The sequence below is a fragment of the Streptomyces poriferorum genome, assembly GCF_019399235.1.
GTDB classification, from domain to species: domain Bacteria; phylum Actinomycetota; class Actinomycetes; order Streptomycetales; family Streptomycetaceae; genus Streptomyces; species Streptomyces poriferorum.
This window is the reverse complement of the sequence record NZ_JAELVH010000031.1, coordinates 15,811-30,986: the sequence shown is the minus strand read 5'-3', so window position 1 is coordinate 30,986 and position 15,176 is coordinate 15,811. Positions and strand designations below refer to the sequence as shown.

Genomic DNA, 15,176 nt, shown 5'->3' with positions numbered 1-15,176 from the left:
TGAGGCCGTCAGCGACGAAGCCGTATCAGCCGGGCGTCGTGCCGGCCGATCCGTCCGGGGTCAGCGTGCCGCCGATTCCACGGCGTCGGCGGCACGCGCCTCGCTCTTGCCGTCGGCGAGCAGGCCGCCCACCTCCTCCGTGCGGGCACGCAGCCCATGGTCGCGGGCGGTGTCGTGGACCGCGGCCCGCAGGGCCTCGGCACGGGCACCGGGCTCCGGGAGCCTGCGGGCGACACCCGCGCGCAGACAGCCGGCGGCGAGGACCTTCTGCTCCGAGCCGTTGGGGGCGACGAGCAGCGGCTTGCCGTGCAGGAGCGCGGCGAGCACGGGGGCCGATGTCGCATTGGTCAGGACGAGGTCGCTCCGTTCCACGAGCGGCCCCATCCAGCGACGACGCCCCACGATCAGGTCGGCGCCCGGTGCGGCCTCGGGCGCACCCGACCGCCCCAGTTCCACGACGGCCCGGTGCGTGCCCGAGGTGAAGGCGGTGTTGAGCCGCGGCCAGAGGCTGGTGCCGCCGAAGGTACGGCCCAGATGGACGTACGCCAGGGGCTTGGAATCCGGCAGCGGTTCGGCCGCCGGCGGTTCCGGCTCCCACCAGCAGGGACCGACATGCCCTACGGCCCCGGGCAGTTCGGCGCCGGGCACCTCCAGGGCGGGGTGCCCGCGCAGCAGGAAGGCGGCGCCGAGCAGCGGGGTGTCCGCGAACCGGTCGCGCCGCGGGGCGAGACCGGCCGCCTCCCGCACCGACGCGTAGTGCTTCACGGTCTCCGCCAGCCGCCACGCGCGGCCGCACTCGTCCGCCGGCCCCGTGCGGTACGACCACAGGTACGCCGCCAGTCCGAGGACCACCACCGGCAGCCCGGCGCTCTCGGCGGCCACCAGAGCGCCGTGGCAGAGCACGGAGGTGACCAGGACATCGGGCCGCAGCCGCCGGACCGCACGCGCCACCGCCGTGTGCTGTTCGGGGCCGCGGACGGTCCAGTGGGTCACCGACAGGGCGGTGGGGTCCGTGACGGCCGACATCGTCAGGCCCGCCGCGGTGACCGCTGCCTCGGCCTGCTGCCCGGCGAGCACCTGGACCGTATGGCCGCGGCGGCTCAGTTCCCGGCCGGCCGCGAGGGCCGGGTACAGGTAGCCCGGGTCGCTCAGCGGGCACAGAAGTACGTTCATGCCGGGACGTCCCCCGTCAGGTCGAGGCCCAGGTAGCGGGCGAAGAAGGCCATCACGTCCGCGTACAGGCCGGCACTGCGCGAGGCGCCGCGCGTGCCGTGACCGACGCCGCGCTCGGTACGCAGCACCACCGGTCCGTCACCCGTTCCGGCCCATTGAAGGGCGGCACACATCTTCCGGGCGTGCGCGGGATCGACCCGGGTGTCGCCGTCGAAGACGGCCAGCAGCACGGCCGGGTAGCGGGCGCCCTCGCGCACCCGGTGGTACGGGGAGTACGCGAGCAGCCGCGCGAAGGCGTCGGGGTCCTCGGCGCTCCCGTACTCGTCGCGCCAGCTCGCCCCCATCCCCGACAGCTCGTAGCGCACCATGTCAAGCAGCGGCGCCGCGCACACGACGGCCGCGTAGGCCTCCGGACGGCGGGTCAGCGCGGTCGCCGCCAGCAGACCGCCGTTGGAACTGCCGAGGACGCCGAGACGGCCTGGCGCGGCCCATCCGGCGTGGAGCAGATGGTCGGCTGCGGCGTCGAAGTCGTCGAAGGTGTTGTGCTTGTGCTCGCGGCGCCCGGCCCGGTGCCACTCCTCGCCCTCCTCGCCGCCGCCGCGCACACAGGCCACCGCGTACACGCCGCCGGCCCGCACCCACGGCAGGGCCTGCGGGGTGAAGCCGGGCGTCATCGAAGCGCCGAAGCCGCCGTACCCGGTGAGGACGGTGGGGCGGGGCCGGTCGGGACGTCCCGCGGGAGACATCACGAACATGCGCACGTCGGTTCCGTCACGGGAACGCACGACCTCCTGGGTGACTCTCACCCCGTCGGCCGGCCGGCCGGCCGCCGAGTCGGCCGGCCAGGGGCGCAGGCGCCCGGTGACCGCGTCGTAGTGCAGGACGACGTTGGGGGTGACGTGGTCGGTGTACGCGAACCACGCCTCGTGCCCCGGGTCATGACGTGTGGTCAGTCGCGAGACCGACCCGTGCCCCGGCAGGGTCACGGACCCGGCGAGGGCGCCCGTCCGTGCGTCGTGCAGGGTCATCTCGCCGACCGCGTGCCGGGTCCGTGCGACCAGCAGCAGGGGCCGGTCAAGTGCCGGGCCGTCCAGGACCGCGAAGTCCTGGAGCACGGTGCCGGGTTGCTCGCCGACCAGGGTGTGCCACTGACCGGGGCCAGTGGCGTCGCGACGGGCCGCGGCGATCCGGCCGCGCGGGGCGCCGGCGGTCGTCCGGAGCAGCAGGGGACCGCGGCCCGGCCGGAGGCGGACGGCGGTGTGCGCGTCGGTGCCGTGCTGGAAGCGGCGCAGTGCGGGCCGGTCCGGGCCGGTCACGGTGAGGTCGGCGGTCCACAGGTCGGTGCGCGGCGCGGTGCCCTCACTGGCGCCGATGACCAGGAGGCGGCCGTCGGGGGAGGTGGCCACGGTGTAGTACTGGGTCTCCGGCCGTCCGGCGCCGAAGATCTCCGTGTCGAGCCCGGCCGGGTTTCCGACCTCGTGGAGATACACACGGCGGTGACGGCCCGCGCCGACGGCCTCCTGCGGCGGCAGCCGGCGTACGTAGTAGAAGGCCCGGCCGCCCGGCAGCCACGCCACGGGAGAGCGGCGGACCCGGTCCAGCGGCCCGTCCACCACCTCGCCGGTCCGCGCGTCGAGTACCCGCAGCACCGAGTTCTCCGTACCACCGCAGGACAGCTGTACGGCCACCAGGCCGCCCTCCCACGAGGGCTCCCAGGCGTCGAGCACCGTGGTGCCCGACGGGTCGGTCGCCAGCGGGTCGAGCAGCACCCGGGTCCGGCCGTTCTCCCGGACGGCGAGCACGGCCAGTTCATGCCCCGGTTCCCTGCGCAGGTGGAACGCGCGCCCGCCGCGCACCACCGGCGGGCCGCTGCCACCGCCGGCGAGCAGCGCCGCCATCTGCTCGCGGAGCGCCTCCCGGCCCGGCCAGCGCGCCTCCTCCTGCGCGTGGAGCACGTCCTGGGCGGCGCTCCACGCGGCGGTGGCGGGGTCCTCGGGGTCCTCCAGCCAGCGGTAGGGGTCCGCCACGGGCTGTCCGTGCACGAGCTCCACCGGTCCGCTGCGGGGAGCGGCCGGGTAGGCGGGCCGGGCCGGCGTCGGCCCGGCGTCGCGGGGCGGGGACACGGTCATCGCGGCACTCCTGGGAGGACGGTCACGGCGGACACGGGCGGAGGGCGGGGTCAGCTGCCGCCGGTGCCCTGGCGCGGTGCGGGAGGCGCGGGGATCAGGCCCACGGGCTCCGTGCCGTCAGGGGCGGCCTGTTCGGGATGCGGCTCGCCGGCCGGCCGCTCGGAGGGCAGGGCGGTGTCCGAGTCGCCGCGGTCGTTCGCGCCGTCGTTGCCGTTGCCGGCGTCGCCAGTGGCGTCCAGACTGGTCTCGCGCAGCAGCGGCACCGACGAGACCACGGTGACCACCGCGGCTGCCCCGGCCAGGATCAGCCAGGTGCGGCTCCCGCCCATGGAGTCCACGAACGCGCCCGCCATGACCGGTCCGGCGGAGGCGAGACCGGCCATCAGCAGCCCGGTCGCCGTGCTGACCCTGCCCAGAAGATCGCGGGGTGCGAGTACGAGGATCGCGCGGCCGACCACGATGCCCGCAGGCGGGCTGAAGAAGACGACCACCACCAGGACCGGGCCGATCACCCAGGGCTGCGTGGTCGCGGAGAACACGGCGAGTCCGAGTGCCCAGACGGTGCCGATGAGCAGGAACATCCGGCCGGCCGGGTTCCTCTTGATCAGCCATGGCGCCGCGGCCGCGCCGAGCAGCCCCCCGATGCCGGCGCAGGCCATCACCGCTCCGATCGCCGTCCCGCCGGCGCCGCTCTGGCGCAGGGAGACGACCATGGTCGTCTGGGCAGCCGCCGAGACGATGTTGATGCCCGCGGCGAAGAGCAGCGCCGCCAGCAGCGCCCGCTGGTGCGTGAGCCACCGCAGCCCGGCGGTGAGCCGGTTGTCGCGCTCGGTGTCCGGGACCTTCTGGGAGGGCAGCGTGCCCATCCGCAGCAGCAGCAGCGCGGACACCCCGTACGAGGCGGCGTCGACCGCGAACGGGAGGATCGGGTCCAGGGTGAACAGCCAGCCGCCGAGGAACGGCCCGATCAGCGAACTCGACGCCATGGCGGTCTGGCTGCGGCTCAGCGCGTCGGTGAGATCCTTCTCCGGCACCACGTCGCGCACGGCGATCGTGGCCGCGGGGGAGAAGAGCGCGGTGGCCGCGCCCTCCACTATGGCCACACACAGCAGATGCGTCTGGCCTAGCTCTCCCAGCCCCGACGCCAGCGGAATGCTGGCCAGCGCCACGAGTCGCACCAGATCGGTCCCGACCATGATCATGCGGCGGTCGAGCCGGTCGGCGAACTGGCCGGCGGGCAGACGCAACAGCGTCCGGGTCACCATCGAGCACGTCGCCACCGTGCCGGCCTGCGCGGCGCTCCCGCCGATGGACAGGACGAGCAGGGGGAAGGCCAGCAGCGACAGCTGGGAACCGAGCGTGGAAAGGGTCGAACTGAGCCAGTAGCGGCGGAAGTCGGGGTTGGTGCGCAGGATGCCGGCGCTCTTCATCCCAGCCGTCCGACGGCGTTGAGGCAGTCCAGGACACCGGCGTCGACCCGGTCCTGGAAGGTGGCGCGGACGGCCGCCTCCTCGTCGTACTGGTAATGGTCGTGGCAGCTGACCCAGCGGCCCTCCGTCTGCTCGGCGGTCATATAGCCGTCGGTGAGGGTGCCCACCTCCATGCCGGGCTTGCCGGCGGTCTCCCAGCAACTGGCGAGGACGCCGTCGGCGTTGATGACCGCGCCGTAGCGTCCGTCGCTGAAGGAGCAGGCCTGGCAGGGGACATGGGCGCGCGGACGGGCCACCATGAAGCCGAGTTCCAGCGCGCGGGCGTGCCAGCGGACGAAGTCCCCGACGAGGCCGTCCTCGTGCATGAGGTTGTTCGCGTAGCCGACGCCCACGTCACCGACCCGTGCGAAGTGGATGCCGCAGCGTGCCGGATCGAGTCGGGCACCGAGGCGCTCGACCAGCTCGTCCACGCCGTTCCGGTTGAGATGGGAGACGTTGACCCGCAGCATCCAGCGCAGCGAGGTCTTCTCGATGGCGCGCGCGATGTTGGAGACGATGACGTCGAAGGTGCCGCCCCCGGAGCGCTTGACCCGGATGGAGTCGTGGTCGGCCCGGTCGCCGTCGAAGGTCACCTGGACGGAGCCGAGACCCGCCGCGTTGAGCTCCTTGGCGATCAGCGGGGTCAGCAGGGTGCCGTTGGACGTCATCGACGCGGTGAGGGGCCCCAGCTCCCGTGCTCGGGTGAGCAGGTCGCGGCAGCCCCGCGGGTTGAGCAGCGGCTCACCGCCGAACAGCAGGAGCGCCAGCCGGTCCATCCCCGCCGCGTCCATGCGCTCACGGGTGAAGTCCAGTACCTGTCCGATGGCTTCGGGTGTCAGGCGGGCGTGCTGGATCCGCGGCGGCCGGCTGCCGCCCTTGGGATCCTGTGCGGTGTTCTGGAAGCAGTATCCGCAACCGAGGTTGCAGTCCGTGCTGGTCAGCACGGTGAGCGAGTACGAGGTGTAGGGCCGAACGTCGTACAGACCCGCCTCGCGCAGATAGCGCTCCGCCGAGGGCCGCAGGGTGCCGTCCGGCCCCACCTGGCCGGGCCGCATCAGCGCGTATCCGCCGGCGCCGAGGAACCACCACCCCCTGTCGGCGTGGATCAGACGGGCCCCGGCGGCGGGGACGGCGACAGACTGCGTACCGGGCACGGCAACCTCCGGGTCGGGGTGGTGGCAGGAGCGGGTCGGCCGGAGCGAACCCCGGCCGCGGCGGCGTCGTGCGCCGCCGCGACCGAGGAGGGCCGACCGGTTGACCGGATCAGGCGTTCTGCTCCTGGTGGACGCCGCACCACGGGGTGTCCTCGCCCTCCTCGGAGTGCGCGATCACCTCGGGCTCCTCGGTCTCGGCCGCCTCCTGGTGCACACCGCACCAGCCGACGGGCGCCTCGGAGTGCGCGATGACCTCGGGCTCCTCGGCCACCTCCTGGTGGATGCCGCACCAGCCGACAGGCGACTCGACGTGTGCGACGACCTCGGGGGCGTCCTCGGCGGGGGTCTCGTTGGGCTCGACGTTCTCGGCCATGTTGGTCCTCCATACGACGGGCGATCGGGACGACGGACGGCGGTGCTGCGCCGACCGCCAGGAAGCTAGGAGCAGGAGGTTCGGGACCGGTTCGCATCCGGTTGTCGCGCGGTGAATCGTCCTGGTCGGCGTGTGGGCGGGCCGGTGCGGCGGGCGCGCGGGCATACCGCAATCCCACCGGGCACGAACCGGCGGGCAACCGGCCGTTCCTAGCGTGGCCCCAGTACACTCCGCGACCGCGAGAGGACGCCTTCGGATGGACACCGAACCCGCCGTCACGGCCGGCGCGCCCGCGCCGGCAGGGCAGCAGCCGCTGCCGCAGCCGCTCGGGGCCGGCTTCCTGAACCGGCCGGCCGAGGCGCTGGCCGACATCCGGGAGACCTGTCCCGTGGCCCGGGTCAGGACGCCGGCCGGACGGCCGGTGTGGCTGGTGACCCGTGCCGAGGACGTGCGGGCCGGATTCCGGGACCCCCGGCTCTCGTTGAGCGGCGGCAGCGTTCCCGATCCCGGCGTGCGCCGCCGCGCACTCGATCTGACGCTGGTCAACTACGACCCGCCCGACCACACGCGGATCCGCCGTCTGGCGACGCCGGCGCTGACCCCGGCGCGTATGGCCGCCCACCGCGAGCGGATCGAGCGAGCCGCCGGCGAACTCCTCGACGCGGCCGACGCGGCCCGCGGCGACGGCCCGGTCGAGCTGATGGACGCCTTCGCGCGCCCGCTCGCCTTCCTGTCGCTGTGCGAGGTCTTCGACGTGCCGGAGGAGGAGCGGGCCGCCCTTTACGAGCCGGTGGCCTGCCTCGCGGACAAGGCGGGCTGCACCGCCGCCACGATCGAGGAGAGCGTGGCCCGGATCGACGTCTTCGTGCGCTCCACGATGGCCCTCCGCACCACCGCACCGGGTGACGACGTCGTCTCCCGTGTGCTTGCCGCATGGCGTGAGCAGGGCGGTGCGGCCGAGGACGAAGTGGCCTCCCTCCTGGCGATGCTGCTGCTGGCCGGTTTCGACAGCACGGTGCAGGCGATCGGCATGAGTGTGGTGGCCCTGCTGGGCCACCCCGAAGTGCAGCGGTCCCTGCGGGACGAACCCGGGCGGATCCCGCGTGCGGTGGACGAGTTGCTGCGCTGGGACACTCCGGGTCCCTTCAGCACCAAGCGAGTGACGCTGGAGGACGTCCGGTTCGGGTCCACGGTCATTCCGGCGGGCAGCGGCGTCCTGCTGTCCGTGGCGGCGGCCAATCACGACCCGCGCTGCCATGCCGACCCCGGAACGCTGGATCCGGACCGGAGCACCGCGAGCCGCCACCTGACCTTCGGTCTGGGCCCGCACTACTGCCCCGGATCGGCGCTGGCACGGCTGGAGCTCACGGTGGCCCTGACCACCCTGCTCGGCCGCTGGCACGGACTGGCCCCGGCGGTGCCGCTGGATGAACTGACCTGGGGCGGCGGCTATCTGCACCGCCGCCTGGCCGCCCTGCCCGTGCTGCCCCGCGGCCGCGCCTGAGGGCTGTCCCGCGATCCCTGGCGGGCGCCCAAACGATAGCTACGGCACCTCGCCGCGTTGTCGAAACGCCCGGATACATCCAGCGTGCGGGCGCCTCGCCGCCTGGCGGTGCACCGCATCCGACGCCGTGCGCCGATACACCAGGAATCGCGGGACAGCCCTTGGTTCACGTCCGGTGATGCCGTGCCTCGCGAACGGCGTTCACCCGGCGCCTCCGGGCTCCGGACCCGGGCCTGCGCCGGCATCGGTTCGCACACTTTGAGCGGCCGTAGCTCAGCCCGGTGATTTTGCCCGGTGATGAATCGATTCATACCGCGTCGTGAAATTAACCGCCCACGCATGAGGAGTCAAGAGTTTTCGCCGGGCGGCGGGAGCTGTTGCCGGATCGTGTCGTCGCGGGTCCGGACCGGTCCGCGTGGGCGTGCCCTGGCAGTCCACTGCGGGCTGACAACGTTTTCTCCGGCCTCCTGACGTTTCGTGATGCTCAACGCGGAACACCCCTTGACGTGTTGATCGGGGCGGGGCTAGCTTCCCGGCTACTCCACTGAAACATTTCATGACGAGCCCTCTGGTCGCCACAAGCACGGGAGAACAGCCATGAAGCACCCCGAACCGGAGACGACCCCGGTACTCGAGCTGGAGGGGGTGAGCAAGTCCTTCGGTGCCGTACGGGCGTTGCGCGGCGTGTCCCTGCGGCTGTACGCCGGAGAGGCCCATGCCCTGGCCGGCGAGAACGGTGCCGGAAAGTCGACGCTGATCAAGGTGCTCGCCGGTGTGCACCGCCCCGACACGGGAACCGTCCTGCTGGACGGCGAGCCCGTCGGGTTCCACGGCCCGGCCGATGCCCGCGACGCCGGCGTCGCTGTGATCTACCAGGAGCCGACGCTCTTCCCGGACCTGTCCGTCGCGGAGAACATCTTCGTGGGCCGTCAGCCCCGCCGCTCGTTCGGCCGGGTGGACCACCGGGCGGTCCGGCGGGCCACAGCAGAGCTGTTCGAACGCCTCGGCGTCGACCTCGACCCGGACCGGCCGGCGCGCGGGCTGTCGATCGCCGACCAGCAGCTGGTCGAGATCGCCAAGGCCCTCTCCTTCGACGCCCGCGTCCTGATCATGGACGAGCCGACCGCGGCGCTCACCGGCAGCGAGGTCGCCCGGCTGTTCGGCGTCGTCAGGACGCTCCGGTCGCAGGGCGCGGCGGTGCTGTTCATCTCGCACCGTCTGGAGGAGATCTTCGCGCTCTGCCGGCGTGTCACCACCTTGCGCGACGGCGCCCTGATCTCCAGTGAACCGCTCGAAGGTCTGAGCGAGGACGACCTCGTACGCCGGATGGTCGGCCGAGACCTGGACGACCTGTACCCGAAGCAGCGCACGGAGATCGGCGAAGTGGCCCTCGGAGTACGCCGGCTGACCCGTGAGGGTGTCTTCACGGACGTCTCCTTCGAAGTCCGGCGAGGCGAGATCGTGGGCCTGGCGGGACTGGTCGGGGCCGGCCGCAGCGAATTGGCCCGCGCCGTGTTCGGCGTCGACCGGTTCGACGGAGGTGAAGTCGAGGTCCTGGGCCGGAGACTGCGAACCGGCGCCCCTAGTGCGGCGATGGCCGCGGGCCTAGCCCTCGTCCCCGAGGACCGCCGGGCCCAGGGCCTGGTGATGGACATGTCCATCGAGCGCAACATCGGCCTCACCGGCTTCGCCGCGACCACACGCGCCGGTCTGATGAACCGTGCCGCCGAACGCGACCGCGCGGTGGACTGGGCGGTCAGGCTCCAGGTCAAGTACGCGCGGCTCGCCCATGTCGTCGGCACGCTCTCCGGAGGCAACCAGCAGAAGGTCGTCCTCGCCAAGTGGCTGGCCACCTCCCCACAGGTGCTGATCGTGGACGAGCCGACCCGGGGCATCGACGTCGGCACCAAGGCCGAAGTGCACCGGCTGCTCTCCTCGTTGGCCGCACAGGGAGTCGCGGTGCTGATGATCTCCTCCGACCTGCCGGAGATCCTCGGCATGGCCGACCGCGTGCTGGTGATGCACGAAGGCAGGCTGACCGCCGAGATCCCCGGATCCGAGGCGACCGAGGAGGCGGTGATGGCGGCGGCGACCGGCCGTGCCGACCGAGGGAGGACCGCGGCATGACCGTGACCGCAGACCCGGTGCGGCAGCAGCCCGCACCCCCGCCCGACGCCTCGCGGCGACTCGTGGACAGGGTGTTCAAGGCCCGCGAACTGGCCGTTGCCCTCGTCCTCGTCCTGATACTCGGCGCGACCCAGCTCTCCAACACCGAGTTCCTGTCCGAGCAGGGCGTCAAGGACCTGCTGCTGAACGCGACGATCCTGGTCCTGGTCGCCACAGGCCAGGCAGTCGTGGTGATCACCCGCAACGTGGACCTCTCGGTCGGCTCCGTCCTCGGCATCTCCGCCTTCGCCGCCGGCATCCACCTCCGGGACGGCGGCAGTCCACTGGTCGCCGTCCTGCTCGCAGTCGGTCTCGGCGCGCTCTTCGGCGTCCTCAACGGAGCCCTGGTGAGCCTGGGCAAGGTTCCCGCGCTCGTCGTCACCCTGGGCACCCTCTACATCGTCCGGGGCATCGACTCCATCTGGGTCGGATCGCGCCAGATCACGGCCGACGCACTGCCCGCCGGCTTCGTCGATTTCGGCCACGACGGGATCTGGGTACTGCCCTACCTCGCCCTGCTCGCCACAGCCGTACTGGCCGGCGTCGCGTACTACCTGCGCAGCTACCACAGCGGACGCGACCTCTACGCCCTCGGCTCCAGCCCCGAGGCCGCCCGGCTCGCGGGCATCCCCGTCCGGGCGCGGATCATGACGGCGTACGTCCTCTGCGGCGCGCTGGCCGGTCTCGCCGGAGCCCTCTACCTGGCCCGCTTCGGCAACGTCGACTCCGCCACCGGCAACGGATACGAACTCACCGTGGTCAGCGCCGTCGTCGTCGGCGGTGTCGCCTTCACCGGCGGCTCCGGAACCGTGTACGGCGCCGCCCTCGGCGCTCTCCTGCTCACCTCCATCAACAGCGTGCTCCCGGCCATCGGCGTCAGCTCGGTCTGGGTCACCGCGATCAACGGCTTCCTGCTGCTGCTCGCCATCGCCGCCGACCGGATCCTGGCCCTGCGGGTGGCCGCGGCGCTGCGCAAGAAGGCCGCACGGACGAGGAGCGCCCGCCATGCCTGACGCCACCACCACCACCATGGCCCCCGCCGTTCGGCCACCGGCCCTGGCCCGCCTTGGTGGAGCGGTCCGCTGGGACACCGCCGTCGGCGTCCTGCTGCTGACCCTCCTGGTCTGTTCGTTCTCCTTCGTCGACAACTTCGGCAACGCGCTGAACCTGTCGTTCCTGATCGGCAACACCCTGCCGATCGCCCTGATCGCCCTGCCCATGACCCTGCTGGTGGTCTCCGGAGAGGTCGACCTCTCCGTCGGCTCCACAGCCGGCCTGTCGGGGGCGGTGATGGGCGCGCTGTGGAACGCCGGCATGACGATCGAGGCGATCATCCCGCTGTGCCTGCTGCTCGGTGTCGTCTGCGGTCTGATCAACGGACTGCTGGTCACCCGGCTCGGACTGCCCTCCCTCGCCGTGACCATCGGCACCATGGCCGCCTACCGCGGAATCGCGCAGATCGTCCTCGGCTCCGACTCCGTCACCGACTTCCCCACCCAGTACCTCGACTTCGGGTCCGGCCGGATCGGCGACACCTTCGTTCCGTACGCCGCCGTCCCCTTCACCGTGCTGCTCGCCGTGGCCGTCGTGGTCCTGCACGCCACCCCGACCGGCCGTTCGCTGTTCGCGACCGGTGCCGGCGAGGAGGCGGCGAGGTTCTCGGGCATCCGGGTCAAGCGGCTCAAGCTGTCCATGTTCGTGACCACCGGACTGATCTCCGCGCTGACCGGCGTCTTCTGGGCGCTGCACTACGCGAGCGCCCGTTACGACAACGCCACCGGCCTCGAACTGTCCGTCATCGCGGCGGTGCTGCTCGGCGGTATCGACTTCGACGGCGGCAAGGGGACCCTGGGCGGAGCCGTCGCCGGTGTGCTGCTGCTCGGCACGCTGCAGAACGTCATGAGCCTGACCAACGTTTCCGCCCAGTCCCAGATCGTGGTCACCGGCGTCCTCCTGGTGATCTCCGTTCTCGCCCCCCGGGTCGGCCGCCAGGTCTCCGAGGCCCGGGCCCGCAGGAGAACCCGGGCCGCGGTCGTCCCGCCTTCACCCCGCACCTCCTGAATGCGGGGCGCCACCCCGTCCGCAGGCTCCCGATGCCACATCACCGCGGAGCCGCAACGACCCGCACGTACTCCGTCACCATCCGGACATCCGCACGCCGGCCCCCGCGGCTCGCGGCAGCGAAAGGAACCCGTCATGTACGGCCCCACCGCCAAAAGCGCCCGGCTGACCGCGGCTCTCGCCGTCACCGCCGTTCTCGCCCTCGGTGCCACCGCCTGTTCCGGCACCACCAAGGACTCCGCGAACAAGGCGGCAGGCCCGGCCGCCGCCACCGGCAAGGCGGACCCGAACAAGGCCATAAAGAAGGGTCTTACCGTCGCCTTCCTGCCCAAACAGGTCAACAATCCCTACTTCACCACGTCGGACGGCGGCGGCAAGAAGGCCTTGGAGCAGCTCGGCTCCACGTACAAGGAGGTCGGCACCAGCAGCGGCACCGACACATCCGGACAGGTCTCCTACGTCAACACCCTCACCCAGCAGCAGGTCGACGCCATCGCCGTCTCCGCCCAGGACCCGGGCGCCCTGTGCACGGCACTGAAGCAGGCGATGAAGAACGGCGTCAGCGTCGTGACGTACGACTCCGACACGCAGACCGGCTGCCGTCAGGCGTTCGTCTCCCAGGCCAGTGCCGAGGACCTGGGCCGTACCCAGATCCAGCTGCTGGCGAAGCAGATCGGCGGCAAGGGCGAGATCGCGATCCTCTCGGCGGCCCAGACGGCCACCAACCAGAACACTTGGATCGACTTCATGAAGGACGAGCTGAAGAAGCCCGAGTACAAGGACATCAAGCTGGTCAAGACGGCCTACGGTGACGACGACGCCCAGAAGTCCTTCCAGCAGACCCAGGGACTGCTTCAGGAGCACCCCGGCCTGAAGGGGATCGTGTCCCCGACCACGGTCGGCATCAAGGCGGCCGCCCAGTACCTGTCCGGCTCCAAGTACCGGGGCAAGGTCAAGCTGACGGGCCTCGGCACCCCGAACGACATGCGCGCCTACGTCAAGAACGGCACCGTCGAGGCCTTCGAGCTCTGGGACCCGGCGAAGCTCGGCGCCCTCGCCGCCCATACGGCCGTCGCCCTGGAATCCGGCCGGATCACCGGTGCCGAGGGGGAGACCTTCACCGCGGGCGACCTGGGCTCGTTCACGATCGGGAAGGACGGCGTGGTCCTGCTCGGCAAGCCGACCGTCTTCGACAAGGCCAACATCGATCAGTTCAAGTTCTGAGCCCTTCGCGGTCCGGTCCCGGCCCGGCGCTCCCGTCGCGGTGCCGCCGGCCCGGGACGAGCTGGACGTCCCCGGTCCGACAGCCCGCCGCTGGACGGTGACCGGCCTCGGGGACCGCGCCGACCAGGACCCGTGGGCGGGACTCGCGCGCCACGCCCGGGGCCTGACCACGGCGACCCGGCGGCTGCGGGAAGGCAGGCGCGGGAGCCTGTCCGGAGACGTGGACGACCGGATTGTGTCCGTAGGCAGCGCCCGCACTGCGAACCGGATACTCGTCCGCTCACTGCTTCGTGCCGCCGACGGTCTCCTCCGTCTGGGAGAGTGGCCTCGCGATGTCCTCCAGGGAGCGCTGCTCGGCGTTGACGGCGAGGAAGGCGGCGACGATGCCCGCCGCGCACATCAGCCCGGCCCCGATGCAGAAGGCGAGGGCGGTGTCGCGGGGGACGCCCGACTCGGTGAGGTCGGCGAAGATGAGGGGGCCGCTGATCCCGCCGACGGCCGTACCGACCGCGTAGAAGAAGGCAATGGCCATGGCCCTGGTCTCCATCGGGAAGACCTCGGAGACGGTCAGGTAGGCGCTGCTCGCACCTGCCGAGGCGAAGAACAGCACCACGCACCAGCACGCGGTCAGGGTGGTGGCATTGAGCGAACCCCGGTCGAAGAGCCAAGCCGTGATGAAGAGCAGGATGCCCGGGACGATGTATGTGGCGGCGATCATGACGCGCCGCCCGATCGTGTCGAACAGCTTGCCGAGTACGAGTGGTCCGACGAAGTTTCCGGCAGCGATCACCGCGAAGTAGTAGCCCGTCTGACCGCTCTCGACGTCGTAGAACGTGGTGAGGATCGCGCCGAAACCGAAGGTGATCGCGTTGTAGAGGAAGGCCTGCCCGATGAAGAGTGACAGCCCGAGCACCGCGCGCTTCGGGTAGCTCCGGAAGACCGTCTTCGCGATGAGTCCGAAGCCGATGCTCTTGCGCTCGTGGATCGTGATCTCACCGGCCGGCGGCGGCAGCTTCTCATGACGCTGCTCCTCGATCTCCCGTTCGACCGAACCGACGAGTCTGTCGGCGTCCTCGCCGTGGCCGTGGATGAACTGCCACCTCGGACTCTCCGGCACATGCCGGCGTACGAGCAGGATCACGAGGCCCAGGACAACACCCAGGGCGAACGTGAGCCGCCAGCCCAGGTCCTTCGGGAAGTAGTCCGTGTTCAGCATGACGATCGACAGCAGCGCCCCGCCGACCGCGCCCAGCCAGTAGCTGCCGTTGATGATGAGATCGACCCGGCCCCGGTACTTCGAGGGGATCAGCTCGTCGATCGCCGAGTTGATGGCGGCGTACTCCCCGCCGATGCCGAAGCCGGTGAGGAAGCGGAAGAGGAAGAACCACCACGCGCTGAAGGACAGGGCGGTCATCGCGGTCGCCGCGAGATAGACCGCGAGCGTCACCATGAACAGCTTCTTACGGCCGTACCGGTCGGTGAGCCAGCCGAAGAACAGCGCTCCCGAGCAGGCCCCCGCCACATAGAGGGCCGCCGCCAGGCCGGTGACCTGGGTGGACGTGATGGCCAGTCCCGAGCCCTCTTCCGACAGCCGGCTCGCGATGTTGCCGACCGTCGTCACTTCCAGCCCGTCGAGGATCCACACCGTGCCGAGGCCGATGACGATCATCCAGTGCCAGCGTGACCAGGGCAGCCGGTCCAGCCGCGCCGGGACGGCCGTGGTGACCCCGCCGATTCCGGAATCACCCGGCGCCGCCGTTCCCTCCCTGTCTCCGGGCTCCTCCGATGCGTCGGGGCTGATCACAGCGGTTCCCTCCTCGTCCCGGGCGGCGGGTGTGCACCGCGTGGCCGCAGTGCATCCACTATCGGCCGGATGCCCGGTTGCCGCCGCCGCACACACGGGGCGCGTGCGGCAACCGGGCT

The 15,176-nt window shown here is 71.7% G+C and carries 11 protein-coding genes; 5 read left to right on the top strand and 6 right to left on the bottom strand.

The features are described 5' to 3' along the window. Window positions 1–60 precede the first annotated feature (60 nt). From JGS39_RS08655 to JGS39_RS08635, 5 genes are all read right to left on the bottom strand, one after another. Window positions 61–1,173, bottom strand: a complete 1,113-nt coding sequence (locus tag JGS39_RS08655; RefSeq protein ID WP_219568166.1) for a glycosyltransferase — start codon at window positions 1,171–1,173, stop codon at window positions 61–63. Next, entirely contained in the window at window positions 1,170–3,302 is a 2,133-nt protein-coding gene (locus JGS39_RS08650; protein ID WP_219568165.1) for a prolyl oligopeptidase family serine peptidase, read from the bottom strand. The genes JGS39_RS08655 and JGS39_RS08650 overlap by 4 nt, the downstream gene beginning before the upstream one ends. 50 nt (window positions 3,303–3,352) lie before the next feature. Continuing rightward, window positions 3,353–4,732, bottom strand: coding sequence for an MFS transporter (locus JGS39_RS08645; protein WP_219568164.1), 1,380 nt, complete (start codon window positions 4,730–4,732; stop codon window positions 3,353–3,355). Next, window positions 4,729–5,925, bottom strand: coding sequence for a radical SAM protein (locus JGS39_RS08640; protein WP_219568163.1), 1,197 nt, complete (start codon window positions 5,923–5,925; stop codon window positions 4,729–4,731). Before JGS39_RS08640 ends, JGS39_RS08645 begins: the two co-directional genes overlap by 4 nt. Before the next feature lie 109 nt (window positions 5,926–6,034). Then, a complete protein-coding gene (locus JGS39_RS08635; protein WP_219568162.1) occupies window positions 6,035–6,298 on the bottom strand; it encodes a hypothetical protein in 264 nt (87 codons plus the stop codon). 256 nt (window positions 6,299–6,554) lie between these two features. Between JGS39_RS08635 and JGS39_RS08630 the strand changes: the two genes are divergently transcribed. The 5 genes from JGS39_RS08630 to rhaS all read left to right on the top strand — a co-directional run bounded on the left by JGS39_RS08630 (window position 6,555) and on the right by rhaS (window position 13,253). Next, window positions 6,555–7,802 carry a cytochrome P450 gene (locus tag JGS39_RS08630; protein ID WP_219568161.1) on the top strand — a complete coding sequence of 416 codons (1,248 nt, stop codon included), beginning with the start codon at window positions 6,555–6,557 and terminating at the stop codon, window positions 7,800–7,802. 597 nt (window positions 7,803–8,399) lie between these two features. Continuing rightward, window positions 8,400–9,929 carry a sugar ABC transporter ATP-binding protein gene (locus JGS39_RS08625; protein ID WP_219568160.1) on the top strand — a complete coding sequence of 510 codons (1,530 nt, stop codon included), beginning with the start codon at window positions 8,400–8,402 and terminating at the stop codon, window positions 9,927–9,929. Next, on the top strand, window positions 9,926–10,981 hold the full coding sequence (locus JGS39_RS08620; RefSeq protein WP_219568159.1) for an ABC transporter permease: 1,056 nt from the start codon (window positions 9,926–9,928) through the stop codon (window positions 10,979–10,981). The genes JGS39_RS08625 and JGS39_RS08620 overlap by 4 nt, the downstream gene beginning before the upstream one ends. Window positions 10,982–10,997: 16 nt before the next feature. Continuing rightward, on the top strand, window positions 10,998–12,029 hold the full coding sequence (locus JGS39_RS08615) for an ABC transporter permease (RefSeq protein ID WP_236063504.1): 1,032 nt from the start codon (window positions 10,998–11,000) through the stop codon (window positions 12,027–12,029). A gap of 135 nt (window positions 12,030–12,164) precedes the next feature. Further along, window positions 12,165–13,253 (top strand): rhamnose ABC transporter substrate-binding protein, encoded by a 1,089-nt coding sequence (rhaS, locus tag JGS39_RS08610; protein ID WP_219568157.1) that lies wholly within the window; start codon window positions 12,165–12,167, stop codon window positions 13,251–13,253. 280 nt (window positions 13,254–13,533) lie between these two features. Here the strand turns inward: rhaS and JGS39_RS08605 are convergent, their stop codons facing one another. Then, window positions 13,534–14,922 (bottom strand): MFS transporter, encoded by a 1,389-nt coding sequence (locus JGS39_RS08605; protein WP_236063503.1) that lies wholly within the window; start codon window positions 14,920–14,922, stop codon window positions 13,534–13,536. Window positions 14,923–15,176: the final 254 nt, after the last annotated feature.

Coding starts and splice junctions, on each gene's coding strand:
- JGS39_RS08655 (WP_219568166.1), bottom strand. CDS start 1,173: ATGAACGTACTTCTGTGCCCGCTGAGCGACCCGGGCTACCTGTACCCG.
- JGS39_RS08605 (WP_236063503.1), bottom strand. CDS start 14,922: ATGATCGTCATCGGCCTCGGCACGGTGTGGATCCTCGACGGGCTGGAA.
- JGS39_RS08625 (WP_219568160.1), top strand. CDS start 8,400: ATGAAGCACCCCGAACCGGAGACGACCCCGGTACTCGAGCTGGAGGGG.
- JGS39_RS08645 (WP_219568164.1), bottom strand. CDS start 4,732: ATGAAGAGCGCCGGCATCCTGCGCACCAACCCCGACTTCCGCCGCTAC.
- JGS39_RS08650 (WP_219568165.1), bottom strand. CDS start 3,302: ATGACCGTGTCCCCGCCCCGCGACGCCGGGCCGACGCCGGCCCGGCCC.
- JGS39_RS08620 (WP_219568159.1), top strand. CDS start 9,926: ATGACCGTGACCGCAGACCCGGTGCGGCAGCAGCCCGCACCCCCGCCC.
- JGS39_RS08630 (WP_219568161.1), top strand. CDS start 6,555: ATGGACACCGAACCCGCCGTCACGGCCGGCGCGCCCGCGCCGGCAGGG.
- JGS39_RS08635 (WP_219568162.1), bottom strand. CDS start 6,298: ATGGCCGAGAACGTCGAGCCCAACGAGACCCCCGCCGAGGACGCCCCC.
- rhaS (WP_219568157.1), top strand. CDS start 12,165: ATGTACGGCCCCACCGCCAAAAGCGCCCGGCTGACCGCGGCTCTCGCC.
- JGS39_RS08615 (WP_236063504.1), top strand. CDS start 10,998: ATGGCCCCCGCCGTTCGGCCACCGGCCCTGGCCCGCCTTGGTGGAGCG.